The sequence below is a fragment of the Thermovenabulum sp. genome (assembly GCF_049723235.1).
Taxonomy (GTDB): Bacteria; Bacillota; Thermosediminibacteria; order Thermosediminibacterales; family Thermosediminibacteraceae; genus Thermovenabulum.
Map to the genome: position 1 here is coordinate 31,124 of NZ_JBNARB010000011.1, position 13,251 is coordinate 44,374.

13 protein-coding genes are annotated in these 13,251 nt (G+C 35.2%); all 13 read left to right on the top strand.

The features are described from left to right. The first annotated feature begins 14 nt into the window (after positions 1–14). The 13 genes from pgeF to spoIVA all read left to right on the top strand — a co-directional run bounded on the left by pgeF (position 15) and on the right by spoIVA (position 12,997). Positions 15–797, top strand: a complete 783-nt coding sequence (pgeF, locus tag ACPLOV_RS06970; RefSeq protein ID WP_424909586.1) for a peptidoglycan editing factor PgeF — start codon at positions 15–17, stop codon at positions 795–797. Between the two features lie 14 nt (positions 798–811). Continuing rightward, complete coding sequence (locus ACPLOV_RS06975) at positions 812–1,507, top strand: winged helix-turn-helix domain-containing protein (RefSeq protein ID WP_424909587.1); 696 nt, start codon at positions 812–814, stop codon at positions 1,505–1,507. Between the two features lie 20 nt (positions 1,508–1,527). Next, a complete protein-coding gene (locus tag ACPLOV_RS06980) occupies positions 1,528–2,919 on the top strand; it encodes an ATP-binding protein (protein WP_424909588.1) in 1,392 nt (463 codons plus the stop codon). 102 nt (positions 2,920–3,021) lie between these two features. Next, positions 3,022–3,765, top strand: coding sequence for a phosphate ABC transporter ATP-binding protein PstB (gene pstB, locus ACPLOV_RS06985; protein ID WP_424909594.1), 744 nt, complete (start codon positions 3,022–3,024; stop codon positions 3,763–3,765). A 22-nt stretch (positions 3,766–3,787) separates the two neighbouring features. After that, complete coding sequence (gene phoU / locus ACPLOV_RS06990) at positions 3,788–4,450, top strand: phosphate signaling complex protein PhoU (RefSeq protein ID WP_083947349.1); 663 nt, start codon at positions 3,788–3,790, stop codon at positions 4,448–4,450. A 91-nt stretch (positions 4,451–4,541) separates the two neighbouring features. Then, entirely contained in the window at positions 4,542–5,240 is a 699-nt protein-coding gene (locus ACPLOV_RS06995) for a DUF1614 domain-containing protein (protein WP_424910888.1), read from the top strand. After that, the gene (spoIIP, locus tag ACPLOV_RS07000) at positions 5,230–6,477 is read left to right on the top strand and encodes a stage II sporulation protein P (protein ID WP_424909590.1); all 1,248 of its coding nucleotides are present in this window, start codon (positions 5,230–5,232) and stop codon (positions 6,475–6,477) included. The genes ACPLOV_RS06995 and spoIIP overlap by 11 nt, the downstream gene beginning before the upstream one ends. A 9-nt stretch (positions 6,478–6,486) precedes the next feature. Then, positions 6,487–6,924, top strand: coding sequence for a DUF3189 family protein (locus ACPLOV_RS07005; protein ID WP_424910889.1), 438 nt, complete (start codon positions 6,487–6,489; stop codon positions 6,922–6,924). 15 nt (positions 6,925–6,939) lie between these two features. Next, positions 6,940–7,413 (top strand): DUF3189 family protein, encoded by a 474-nt coding sequence (locus ACPLOV_RS07010; protein ID WP_424910890.1) that lies wholly within the window; start codon positions 6,940–6,942, stop codon positions 7,411–7,413. Positions 7,414–7,469: 56 nt separating this feature from the next. Continuing rightward, positions 7,470–8,804 (top strand): DUF512 domain-containing protein, encoded by a 1,335-nt coding sequence (locus tag ACPLOV_RS07015; protein ID WP_424910891.1) that lies wholly within the window; start codon positions 7,470–7,472, stop codon positions 8,802–8,804. Continuing rightward, on the top strand, positions 8,783–10,105 hold the full coding sequence (gene der / locus ACPLOV_RS07020) for a ribosome biogenesis GTPase Der (protein WP_424910892.1): 1,323 nt from the start codon (positions 8,783–8,785) through the stop codon (positions 10,103–10,105). The genes ACPLOV_RS07015 and der overlap by 22 nt, the downstream gene beginning before the upstream one ends. 20 nt (positions 10,106–10,125) lie before the next feature. Further along, entirely contained in the window at positions 10,126–11,121 is a 996-nt protein-coding gene (locus ACPLOV_RS07025) for an NAD(P)H-dependent glycerol-3-phosphate dehydrogenase (RefSeq protein ID WP_424910010.1), read from the top strand. A 397-nt stretch (positions 11,122–11,518) separates the two neighbouring features. Continuing rightward, a complete protein-coding gene (gene spoIVA, locus ACPLOV_RS07030) occupies positions 11,519–12,997 on the top strand; it encodes a stage IV sporulation protein A (RefSeq protein ID WP_424910893.1) in 1,479 nt (492 codons plus the stop codon). Positions 12,998–13,251 lie beyond the last annotated feature (254 nt).

Sequence of the window (13,251 nt, forward strand, 5' to 3'; positions counted from 1 at the left end):
GGGTGGTGCAAAAAATGACCTTTGAATTAAGAGAAAGGAATGGAGTAAAGTTCTTTATTATTCCTGCTTTTGAAGCTACGGGAATTGTAAGACACGGTTTTTCAGCAAAACCTTTAGATTTTGCTATTAAAAAGCAGGATAAAAGAAATGAAGCCATCTTGAATTTTAGAGAATTCTGTAAAATATTAGGGGTTAACCATGAAAACCTTGTGTTATCCGATCAAATTCACGAAGATAAAGTATATTATGCAAAAGAAGAAGATAGGGGAAAAGGAATTTTGAGGGACTCGAATATTAAAGGGCAGGATGCCCTTATTACGGATAGAAAAAATGTCGCTCTTGTTACATTTTATGCGGATTGCGTTCCGCTATTTTTCCTCGATAAAGAAAAACCTGCAATTGGCCTTGCCCATTCTGGATGGCGGGGGACTGCAAAAAGGATAGGGAAAAAAACAATTTTGAAAATGGTAGAATATTTTAGAACAAACCCGGAAAATCTTTTAGCCGGGATAGGGCCGTGTATTGGAAGATGTTGTTTTGAGGTAGATGAGCCAGTGATAGATGTCTTTAGAAAGGAAAATTTCAATTACGGTGATTTTACCTTTTTTAAAGGCAAAGGAAAATGGATGATGGACCTTGTTTTGGCAAATAAAATCATCCTTATGGAAGCAGGGGTAAAAGAAAAAAACATTATAGAAAGTGGTTATTGTACTTTTTGTAATCGGGATTTATTATTCTCCTATAGAAGAGAAAAAGAAAAGGCGGGTAGCCTTGTTGCCATTATAGAATTGGTTTGACAAGGGGGGAAATTATGGCCAATGAAAAAATATTGATAGTAGACGATGAGCCCAATATATTGGAACTTCTAAAATTTAATTTAGAAAACAATGGATTTAAAGTAATTAAAGCTTTAAACGGTGAACAAGCTTTAGAATTGATAAAATTAGAAAAACCGGATTTAATTCTTTTGGATGTTATGCTTCCGGGAATAGATGGATATGAATTATGTAAAATTCTAAGGAGAAAAACAGATACTTCAGAAATACCTATAATATTAATTACAGCAAAAAACGAAGAAATAGATAAAATTTTGGGCTTAGAAATTGGAGCTGATGATTATATTACAAAACCTTTCAGCGTGAGAGAATTGATTGCAAGGGTGAAGGCCGTACTTCGCAGGGTAGAAAAAAAGGAGAAGGGAGAAAATACGATAAGGATTTCGGATATTTGTATAGAAGTTGATAAATTTGAAGTTACCGTAGATGGAAGGAAAATTGATCTAACACCAAAAGAATTTCAACTGTTAAAACTTTTTGCCCAAAACCCGGGCAGGGTTTTTTCAAGAGATTATTTGCTGGAAAAAATCTGGGGGTATGATTACCTGGGAGATACGAGAACCGTAGATGTGCATATAAGGCATTTAAGGCAAAAATTAGGAGATGAACAAGATGAACCTAAATATATAGAAACGGTTAGAGGGATAGGATATAAGTTCAAAGAAAAGTGAATTTTGGGAAGGTGCCTTAAATGCTTGATAAAAAAATAAAATTCTTTTTCATTTTTGAAGGTATTATTACCCTTTTTTTAGCCATTGATTTTATATTATTTTCCCCGTCACAAGGTATACTGGAGATTTTTGCGAAATATAAATTTTTAGCCTGGATTGTAATTGGAAAATTAATCCTGGTAATTGTTAATATTTACGTTTTATTTAATGCTTATTTTCGAGCGAAAGAAAAGCTTATATTTCCGATACAAAAAATTACGAAAATATTACAAAATTTTGCTTTGGGGAACTTCGAAAGAACAATTCATTATTCGTGGTCAAACGAAGTGGGTGACTTGAGCAATGCTGTCAACAGGATTGGAAAAAGATTCCGGCAGTTAACTGAGGAATATTCGTTTTTAAAGGAAAACTTTTATCAACTTTTAGATTGTATTGAAGAAGGGGTCCTTTTTCTTTACGGCAATACAAAAATATTTTTTTTAAATAAAAAAGCTACCGAATTGTTAGGAATGCCTTTAGAAAAAATTACCGGAAAGAGCTTATTGAGCGTTATAAGGAATTACGAAATAATTAAGAAAACGGAAGAGGCTTTAAAGGATGGAAAAATTAGAGAGCTGAATTTGAGCTATTTTATAAAGGAAGGTACCTATAAGATATTGATTATTCCGGTTAAAGAGAATTTAAAAATAATAAACTGTGTAATATTAATTAAAGATTTGACCTATGTAAAAAATATGGAGAAAGTAAAAACCGAGCTTATAGCGAATATCTCCCATGAACTTAAAACTCCTATTACCTCAATCAAAGGGTTTATTGAAACCTTGCTGGATGGAGCATTCAAAGACGAAGAAATCACATTGAGATTTTTGAATATTATCGATTTTGAGATAGGCAGGCTTTACAGGCTTATTGTAGACTTGATAAATCTTTCTGAAATTGAATCGGGGCACTTAAAGATTAAAAAAGAAAAATTAAAATTGGAGGAAGTTTTCGAAGAAATAAATTTGATTTTTAAGAAACGTTTTGAAGAGAAAAACTTAGAATTCAGTTATAAAAGTTCGATAAGTGAGCTGATTAGTGACAGGGACAAATTGATGCAGATATTGATTAACCTGGTAGACAATGCTATAAAATATACTCCCGAAGGGGGTAAAATATGGATAGAATCGGAAGGGCAAAATAAAGAAGTAACAATAAAAGTTTGCGATACCGGAATCGGAATACCCGAGGAGCATATAGGGAGGATTTTTGAAAGGTTTTATAGAGTGGACAAGGCCCGTAGCCGTGAAAGCGGAGGAAGTGGATTAGGCCTTGCTATTGTAAAACATTTAGCAGGAGCCCTTGGAGCAGAGATAAAGGTAGAAAGTAGGTTGAATCAAGGGACTAAATTTATTATTACCTTTAAAAGTTAATCACAAAAAATTAACAAATTGTAAAATTGCATTTAACATGCTTTTATTAAAATAAAAATAATTAATTTACTGCTCGAGGGGGAGATTAAAATAGAAGATAAAATAATAACAGAAAATCTAAACTTTTATTACGGAAATTATCAAGCTTTAAGAAATATAAACTTAACGATAAAAAATAAAAAGGTAACCGCCTTAATAGGACCGTCAGGATGCGGCAAATCCACGTTTTTAAGGACTTTAAACAGGATGAACGACTTAATTGAAGGATCGAGGGTGTCGGGTAAGATTATACTGGATGGAAAAAATATTTATGAGCCCGGTGTGGATGTGGTGGAATTAAGGAAAAGGGTGGGAATGGTATTTCAAAAGCCAAATCCTTTTCCCATGTCGATTTACGATAATGTGGCTTACGGTCCTCGAATTCATGGAATGAAAGATAGAACAAAACTTGATGAAATTGTGGAAAAAAGCTTAAAAGCGTCGGCTTTATGGGATGAGGTTAAGGATAGGCTAAAAAGTTCTGCTCTGGGTCTATCGGGGGGGCAACAGCAGAGACTTTGCATTGCAAGGGTTTTAGCTGTGGAACCTGATGTAATTTTAATGGACGAACCCTGTTCTGCCTTGGATCCTATTTCTACAATGAAAATAGAAGAACTGATTATAGATTTAAAAGAGAAATACACCATTGTTATCGTTACCCATAACATGCAGCAGGCAGGAAGGGTGTCGGATTTTACGGCATTTTTCTTAAACGGAGAACTTGTAGAGTACGGAATAACGGAAGAAGTCTTTTATAACCCTAAGAATAAAAAGACGGAAGATTATATTACGGGGCGTTTTGGATAATTAAGATTAGGAGGGAAAGCCTTTGACCAATTTACGATCCGGGTTCAATAAAGAACTGGAATTACTGCAGCAGGATATACTGAAAATGGGGAGTGTAGTAGAACAGCAGATTTTTAATGCGGTGGAATCTCTGGTGAAAAAAGATGAGAAACTGGCAATAAAAGTAATTGAGGATGATGATATAGTGGATAATTTACAGCACTTGATTGAGGATAAATGCATTAAACTTATTGCAACCCAGCATCCCTTAGCCAAGGATTTGAGAGTAATTTTTACCGGAGTAAAAATAGTTACGGACCTGGAAAGAATGTCCGATAATGCGGTAGACATAGCAAAAACCACTATAAGATTGTTAAATGAAGAATATATAAAGCCATTAATTGATATCCCACGTATGGCTCACTTAGCTAAGGAAATGGTAAAAAATGCCCTTGATGCTTATGTGAATGAAGATGTGGAAGCAGCAAAAAAAGTATGTGAAGCGGATGATGAAATAGATCATTTGTATTCTCAAATTTTCAGAGAATTGCTAATTATTATGATGCAGGACCCCAAAACCATTTCGCAGGCTACGTCACTGTTATTTGTGGGCAGGTATTTAGAAAGAATAGCGGATCATGCCACCAATATTGGTGAATGGTTAATATTTTTGGTTACCGGTGAAAAAAAGGAGTTAAACAATTAGAGCGCTGGCAAAGCGCTTTTTTTATTTTGTATAAATTATCTTACCCGTGGAAAGCTAAAAAAGAAAAAATTTTGTATTTAGAGGTGATAAAATGCCTTTTGGAATAATTTTACTTGTTGCAGTAGCTATTTTAATATATTTTGGTGTTTTACATCGGGTTCTTGATAGGATGAAATTGAACGATAAAACAGCCCTCCTATTTTTGGCAATAATGGTAGTAGGATTTTTTTTACCAGCAATTCCTTTAAGTAGCAGTTTATCGATAAATATTGGTGGAGGAATAGTACCGATAATCTTAGCTTTATATTTAATAGTAACGGCAGATGAAGCTGCGGAGAAAATAAGAGCAATTGTAGCTTCGGTAATCAGCGGTATAGCAGTATTTTTGGCGGGTAGGCTATTACCTGCAGAACCCGATGTAATGATAATAGATCCGCTTTTTGCCTTTGCAATAATTTCAGGAATTGTATCCTATATTTTCGGCAGATCAAGGCGCGGAGCTTTTATTGCAGGTATAATGGGTATTTTAATCGGGGATCTTTTATACGTTTTTGGGGTAGCGGGAAGACCCATTGGTACTGTTATAGGAGGAGCAGGAGTTTTTGATGCGACAATAATTTCGGGTGTGATAGCGGTCCTTTTATGTGAATTAGTTGGGGAGACAAGGGAAAAGCTTCAGGGAGGAACGGCAAAAGCAAATTTAAATACAAGAAAACAAGAAGAATCAACTCAAAATAATATTTCGCAAGATGATTTTACACAAGAAGGGGATGAAAAAAATGAGGAGTAAAATAAAGAGATTATATATTTATTTGTTAATAATATTTATTGTTTTTTCATTTTTTTCAATTGTTCACGCTGAAGAAGAAACAAAAGATGGCTATTTTACGGTTTATGAAGAGGGTACCAACGATATTGTATTTCGAACCAGCATGTATGTAACTGTGGGAGATCAATATTTAGATGAAAATAATAATTTGTACGAAGTTACAGAGGTGAAGGGTAATATAGCTTTTGCAAAATTTATAGAAAAAATTGATATTGAAAGTGCTCTTCAAACCAATGAACAGGAAGGTGTTCAGGAAGCATTTAAAGAATCAGGACAAAAAGTAATAGCCATATATCATACCCACAGTGATGAGTCGTATGTTCCTACCGATGGTAAATCCAGCATTCCATATAGGGGAGGAATATTCAAAGTTGGAGAGGCTTTAAAAAAAGCCCTGGAGCAAAAGGGAGTAAAGGTGATTCAATCGGAAAAACCCCATGACCCTCATGATGCCGGTGCTTACCATCGCTCGAGGCGTACCGCCATGGAGCTTCTAAAACAGAGACCCGATGCCGTTTTAGATGTACACAGGGATGCAGTACCCGCCGAAGAGTATACCGGCAGTGTAAATGGAAGGCCGGTAGCGCAGATTAGGCTTGTTGTTGGAAGACAAAATCCGCAGATAAAAATGATAAATAATTTTGCCTGGCAGATTAAGGCCACTGCAGATAAAAAATACCCTGGCCTTCTAAAGGGAATATTTTACGGTAAGGGCAACTACAATCAGGACCTTTTCCCCAGGACAATATTGGTAGAAGCCGGGACTTACACAAATCATAGAGAAAAGGCTGAAGAAGGTATTCAACATCTGGCGGATGTAATAATGGCGACCGTATACGGTGCGGATTATCAAAAAGAATCGACACCTCAAGGTTTGGTCGCCCAGGTGCCCGGAGAAAGAAAAAGTGCGGGTACCACAATATTCTGGATAATTTTTATCGCGGTGTTAGGAATTGTAGGATACATGATTATCAGCACGGGGGGTTGGAATGAATTTAAAAGCAAAGTGAAAAAGTTCGGTAGTTCGGAATTCTCCAATTTCCTGGGAAATATTCTTGTAAAAAAGAAAAAGTCTATTTTACAGGAAAACCAGGAAGAAGTAAAAAAAGAGGAAAAAGAAGCTGCACAGATTATTTCAGATCAAGATGATACTGAACCGGAAAAAGAAGAAAATAAAAATGAAGAAAATAATTTATAGGTGGAATTTATGAAAGTGATATATGCTGATTACTGGGGCAGCTACATTTCTGTAGTAGCTGCTTCCATTCATTTAGGACTTATTATTGAATACGATTATGATAAATTGCTAAATTTACAAAAGTTTTGCGATAAAAATTGCTTGGAACAGGGAAGGCTAATTTTTTTTGGAACCGATAAAAAAGGTAGAAAGGTGTATATTTTAGGAGTTAAAAAATCAGGTAAAATTGTGGAAAGGGCTTTAAGAGGAATTTCTGAGATTTACGATATTGGAAAAGATAATTTATCTTTTGTAGATTTATCTGATTATAAGAATATTTACATTAAGGCAGGCGAATTTTTTTGTAAAAAAATGAATTTTAAAAGCATAGGACAAAAACTCATTGTTTATGGAATAAAGAAAAATTTTATAGAATTGAAAAAGTTAATATTAAAGATTAGAGAATAATTAAGGTGATGTTTTATGAAAATATTTTACTATTGTTATGGAAGTGCCCATTCTTCGGTAGTAGCAGCCGCCATTCATACAGGATTTCTTCCGGTGGATAGAATACCCGAATATAACGAATTTATTGAATTACCCTATTACGATAAAACAGAAAATTATGAAATAGGCACACCTTTTTTTATGGGTAAGGATGAATTCGAAAATGAAGTTTTTATTATAGGCATGACCAATGAAAGAGAATTGATAAAGAAAATTATTATTTCCTATTTAAAAGAGTGCGGTATTGATCATCACGAAATATATATGGTTGGCACCTTACAACTGGTAAATTTGAAAACAAAAATTGGTGGGATCTTATCCCGAAGACTCGGGCTCGTTTTTCTGGGAAGACCATTGACAATAAAAGGTATTCAGGAAAGGTATTTTGATTTTGTGGATCTGGTAAAAAAAGTTAAAAAAAATTTAATGGAAATTAATTTCTTGACTTGAATGTTAATTTAATTAATAATAAAGTTTGTAAAGTTTTAAGTAAAAGGGGATAAAAATTGGGGAAGGCAAAGGTTTATTATATAAAAGAAAATAGTTTGGCAAAAAAAGCTGGAATAAATATAGGAGATGAAATTTGTTCCATTAATGGTAAACCTGTTGAAGATATTCTGGATTACAAGTTTTACTCCACTGAAGAAAAAGTTGAAATACTCCTAAAGACAAAAGAAGGGGAAAAAAAAGTATACATTGAAAAGGATTTTGATGAAGATCTGGGAATCGGATTTAAAAATCCCATTATAGATACAATAAAGGTCTGCAAAAATAGGTGTATATTTTGCTTTGTTGACCAAATGCCAAAGGGTTTACGTCCTTCACTTTATGTGAAAGATGATGATTATCGTTTATCTTTTCTTAAAGGCACCTACATCACCCTTACAAATCTAACTCTTCAAGACAAGAAAAAAATTTACGAGATGCATTTAAGCCCTCTTTATATCTCAGTTCATGCAACGGATATAAAAATAAGAAATTTTTTACTGGGGGTTGAAAACGGTTTAAATATCCTTGAATGTTTGGAAGAATTTAAAGAAAACGGGATTAATTTTCACACCCAAATTGTTCTTTGTCCGGGTATAAATGATAAAGAAGTGCTTAAAAAAACTATAGAAGACCTTACGGGACTTTACCCCGCAATTCTTTCAATAGCCGTTGTACCGGTTGGGCTAACCCGCTTCAGGGAAAATTTATTTCCATTGAGGGATTTTACATCAAAAGAAGCTTTTGAGGTGATTAAACTTATACAAAATTTCCAGAAATACAATTTGAGAAAATTTGGCAAAAGGCTTGTTTTTGCGGCCGATGAGTTTTATGAAAAAGCGAGTTTAAACTTTCCTTCCTATAAAACTTATGAAGATTTCGCCCAGTGGGAAAACGGAGTGGGGATGGTTTCATTATTACGACATCAAATTCGTTGCTATAAAAAGAGGCTACCCGGGAAACTGCTTAAAAGAAGGCATGTAACAATTGTTACCGGATTTTCCGGATACCAAATTTTAGCAAATGAACTGGCATTTATGAAAGATATAGAAAATTTAAGATTAGGAATAAAAGCTGTAAAAAACAGTTTTTTTGGTGAATCGGTCACCGTTGCAGGGCTAATAACAGGAACGGATATAATCTCACAGTTAAAAGACGAGGATTTGGGAGATGAGGTACTTATTCCTTCAGTTATGGTAAATGAAGGGAAATTTCTTGACGATGTCACTGTTGAGCAGGTATCAAAAAATTTAAATACTCCTTTTAAAGTAGTTCCTGTCAACGGTAAGGCCCTCCTCAACAGCATAATAAATATAAGATCGGGGGGAAGAACGTGGGATTTACAGCAACCATAATAGGAAGGCCAAATGTAGGGAAATCCACCCTATTTAACAGAATAATCGGAAAAAGAATCTCCATTGTTGATGATAAACCCGGTGTGACAAGGGATCGAATCTACGGTCAGGTGGAATGGAGAGATAAAAAATTTACCCTGGTGGATACGGGCGGAATAGAGCCCGGAAATGAAGATATCATTTTTTCAAAAGTTCTACATCAAGTAAAATTAGCTATAGAGAACACCGATGTAATAGTATTCCTTGTGGATGGGAAAGAAGGATTGACACCAATTGATGAAGATGTGGCCCAGATTTTAAGGAAAAGTAAAAAACCGGTTATTTTAGTAGTAAACAAAGTAGATAATTTTGAAACCCAATCAGAAGCTGCCTTTGAGTATTATAAATTGGGTTTTGGTGATCCTATATTGATTTCTGCCGCTCATGGTGTAAATATTGGTGATTTACTTGATAGGATTGTAGGACATATTCCAGACGAGGAGGTTCCTGAATACGACGAAGATGTAATTAAAGTAGCGGTGGTGGGTAGACCCAATGTGGGCAAATCTTCTCTTGTTAATTCAATCTTAGGAGAAGAAAGGGTAATTGTTAGCGACATTCCTGGCACAACAAGAGATGCTATCGATACTTTGTTTGAATATCAGGGGAAGAAAATGGTGTTAATTGATACGGCAGGTTTGAGAAGGAAAAGCAGGGTTAAGGAGGACATAGAATTTTACAGTAATTTAAGGGCTATCGGCGCCATAGAAAGGGCTGATGTGGTTTTAATGGTGATAGATGCCACTTCAGAAATTACGGAACAGGACAAAAAAATTGCAGGACTTGCCCATGAAGAAGGTAAAGCAATGATTATTGTGGTAAATAAATGGGACGCAGTGGAGAAGGACGACAAAACTATTTATAGATACACTGAAGAAATAAAAGAAGAATTCAAATTTGCCGAATATGCGCCTGTTGTTTTTGTTTCGGCGCTAACGAAAAAAAGGGTGCCAAAAATTTTAGAACTTATTGAATTTGTAATGAATTACTATACCTTTAGAGTAGAAAAAAAGATGTTAAGAGAACTTTTGGATGAAGCTATGACAATAGTACCTCCGCCGGTTATTAAGGGGAAAAGATTGAAAATTTACGATGCTGAACAAATAGGTATAAAACCCCCTACCTTTAGTTTTATTGTAAACGATCCGGAAATCTTACATTTTTCATATCAGCGTTATTTGGAAAACAAATTAAGGGAAAAATTTGGTTTTGAGGGCACTCCAATATTTTTCAAAATAAAAAAGAAGGAAAAGAAAAAATAAATTTTAAGGGGAATATAAATATGAGAATTTCAATTCTGGGCGCGGGAAGCTGGGGAACGGCTCTTTCAAATGTAGTTTCTGATAATAAGCATGAAGCAATTTTATGGGCAAGAAGGAGAGAATTAGCCGAAGAGATAAACCAAATAAAGGAAAATAAGGAATACCTGCCCGGTGCAAAAATAAATTCGAGCATTTTGGCAACTCATGATTTGGAATATGCTGTGAAAAATTCGGAAATAGTGATTCTTGCCACACCTTCTCAGGCCCTGCGGTCCATTCTAAGGGAAGCAAAAAAATATATAGCAAAAGACTCTATTATTTTAAACGCTTCTAAGGGCATAGAGAATGAAAGCCTTATGCGCATGTCTGAAGTAATAAAAGATGAATTACCCCAAAATTCTCAAATTGCAGTTATTTCTGGTCCAAGTCATGCGGAAGAAGTAATAAGGAGATATCCTACCGCTGTTGTGGTAGCTTCCAAGGATAAAAGGGTTTTGAAAATCTTACAGGAGGTTTTTATTAATAATTATTTTAGAGTTTATCGAAACTCTGACGTAATAGGAGTAGAATTGGGAGGAGCTTTAAAAAACATTATAGCTATTTGTTCAGGAGTTTCTGAAGGCCTGGGATATGGCGATAATACTCGGGCAGCTTTGATTACCAGGGGTATTATCGAGATAATGAGGTTGGGGAAAAAGCTGGGGGCTAAAAGCTCCACTTTTTCTGGACTATCGGGAATAGGCGATGTAATTGTTACCTGCAGCAGCATGCACAGCCGTAACAGGAGAGCGGGAATTGAGATTGGAAAGGGCAAAAAAGTTGATGAGGTTGTTAAATCCACAAAAATGGTAATCGAAGGAATATATGCTACAAAAGCTGCAAAAAAACTTTCTGACCTATATGAAGTGGAAATGCCGATAACCCAGGAGGCATATAAAGTATTATTTGAGGATAAAGACCCCAAAAAAGCTGTAGATGATTTAATGGCAAGGCGGGGGAAAATAGAAGTATATTAATAATTTAAGTTACCGGGGTTTAATAAATAATCCCGGTAAAATTATTTTAAGCAAAATTTTTTATACTGTTTAAAGCTTTTTCTCTCCAGCTTCCTTTTTTATATACCAAAAAGGTTATGAAGGCTCCAAATACCCACGCAAATAAAAGAGAAAAGAAGATAGACTCGGGCCTGCCAGGGGGATATTCCGGGCTTTTTGTAAGATAAGCAAGGCCGTAGGCAATAGGTACCCTCAGAAAAATTGTGGTTATAAGAGAATTTTATTTTTATTATTTTTAATCCCTTAACTTTTTAGCAATCTTTTGTAATATTCCCAAAAAGGTGTCCATATATATATTAGTGATAAATGAATGGGAATTCTTCGTTCAAAGTAAATCTTAGGCTAAGGAGGGGAGATGATGGAAAATTTTGATCTTTTCAGGGATATTGCTGAACGAACCAAGGGAGATATTTACATCGGGGTAGTAGGTCCTGTGAGGGCCGGAAAATCAACTTTTGTAAAAAAGTTTATGGAACTCTTGGTGCTTCCAAATATCGATGATCCAAATGCAAAGCTGAGGGCAAAAGACGAACTGCCACAAAGCGGTGCGGGCAGGACAATAACTACAGCAGAACCGAAATTTATTCCAAGTCAGGCCGTGGAAATTACTATAAAGGATAACATTAAATTAAGAGTAAGACTTGTGGATAATGTCGGTTTTACCGTAAGAGGAGCCCTGGGTTATGAAGATGAAAATGGACCGCGGATGGTGAGTACGCCCTGGTATGAGAAGGAAATACCCTTTCAGGAAGCAGCAGAAATCGGTACAAGGAAGGTAATTGAAGAGCATTCCACAATAGGTATTGTGGTTACTACCGATGGTTCAATCACGGATATTCCGAGGGATAATTACGTTCAGGCAGAAGAAAGGGTTATAAAGGAAATGAAGAATATCGGAAAACCCTTTGTGGTGGTTTTGAATTCAGCAAAGCCCGAAGATGAATTAACAAAGGAATTAAGGGAGATACTGGAGGAAAAATACGATGTACCGGTTCTTTTGTACGACTGTCAAAACTTAAGACAAGAAGATATTTATGAAATTCTTGAAAAGACTCTTTATGAGTTCCCTGTAATGGAAATCAATATTAAGATGCCAAGATGGGTGGATGCCCTTGAAAAAGAGCACTGGTTAAAGAAAAATATTGAAGAGACCCTCCGGGAAAATGTGAAGAATATCTATCGCCTGAGGGATGTAGAAAAGGTATTGGAATCTTTCAAAACCTGTGATTTGATAGAAAACGTCAGGGTGAAAGAACTAAATCCCGGAACCGGAAAAGCCGATATCGAAATCTCCACACCCGATAGGCTCTTTTATAAGGTACTGAGTGAAATTTCCGGCGTTGAAGTGACGAACGATCATAGTTTAATTAAAACATTGAAAGAATTTTCAAAAGCTAAGAAAGAGTATGACAAAGTCGCAAAAGCTTTGGAGGATGTAAAACGGGTAGGATACGGTATTGTTCCACCGCAATTAGATGAGCTAACCCTGGAAGAACCGGAAATTATAAGACAGGGATTCCGCTTTGGAGTAAGATTAAGGGCGGTGGCTCCTTCAATTCATATGATAAGAGCCGATATTCAGACCGAAGTTTCTCCTTTAATAGGTACGGAAAAACAGAGTGAAGAACTGTTAAATTATTTAATGAGCGAGTTTGAAAGAAGCCCTGAAAAAATATGGCAGACAAATATTTTTGGCAAATCATTGCAGGAGCTTGTTAGGGAGGGAATACAGAACAAACTACAACATATGCCCGAAGCAGCTCAAGTAAAGCTTCAGGAAACTTTGCAGAGAATTGTCAACGAAGGAAGCGGGAGCATCATATGTATTATTTTATAAATCAAAAAAAGTTAAGATTCTTACAGGTTGGTGGTAAGCCAACCTTATATTTTTGTAAGTTTTTTTTTAGGGATTGACAAAAAATTTATTCGTATTTTATATTAAAATAAAAAAAATGTAAATAGTAATACAAGAATTGCTTTTCTGTTTATATAAAAAATTAAATTCATGTATACAATATACTATATTCAATAATCTAAAGGAGCTATGGTATAAACTATAAAGACTAACGAAAATTAAACAATTTAAAAAAT

What these genes read in the sequence shown, in the direction of transcription:
- spoIIP (WP_424909590.1), top strand. Translation starts at nt 5,230, where the DNA reads ATGAGGAGTAAAATAAAGAGATTATATATTTATTTGTTAATAATATTT.
- ACPLOV_RS07010 (WP_424910890.1), top strand. Translation starts at nt 6,940, where the DNA reads ATGAAAATATTTTACTATTGTTATGGAAGTGCCCATTCTTCGGTAGTA.
- ACPLOV_RS06980 (WP_424909588.1), top strand. Translation starts at nt 1,528, where the DNA reads ATGCTTGATAAAAAAATAAAATTCTTTTTCATTTTTGAAGGTATTATT.
- pgeF (WP_424909586.1), top strand. Translation starts at nt 15, where the DNA reads ATGACCTTTGAATTAAGAGAAAGGAATGGAGTAAAGTTCTTTATTATT.
- ACPLOV_RS06975 (WP_424909587.1), top strand. Translation starts at nt 812, where the DNA reads ATGGCCAATGAAAAAATATTGATAGTAGACGATGAGCCCAATATATTG.
- ACPLOV_RS07005 (WP_424910889.1), top strand. Translation starts at nt 6,487, where the DNA reads ATGAAAGTGATATATGCTGATTACTGGGGCAGCTACATTTCTGTAGTA.
- spoIVA (WP_424910893.1), top strand. Translation starts at nt 11,519, where the DNA reads ATGGAAAATTTTGATCTTTTCAGGGATATTGCTGAACGAACCAAGGGA.
- ACPLOV_RS07025 (WP_424910010.1), top strand. Translation starts at nt 10,126, where the DNA reads ATGAGAATTTCAATTCTGGGCGCGGGAAGCTGGGGAACGGCTCTTTCA.
- ACPLOV_RS06995 (WP_424910888.1), top strand. Translation starts at nt 4,542, where the DNA reads ATGCCTTTTGGAATAATTTTACTTGTTGCAGTAGCTATTTTAATATAT.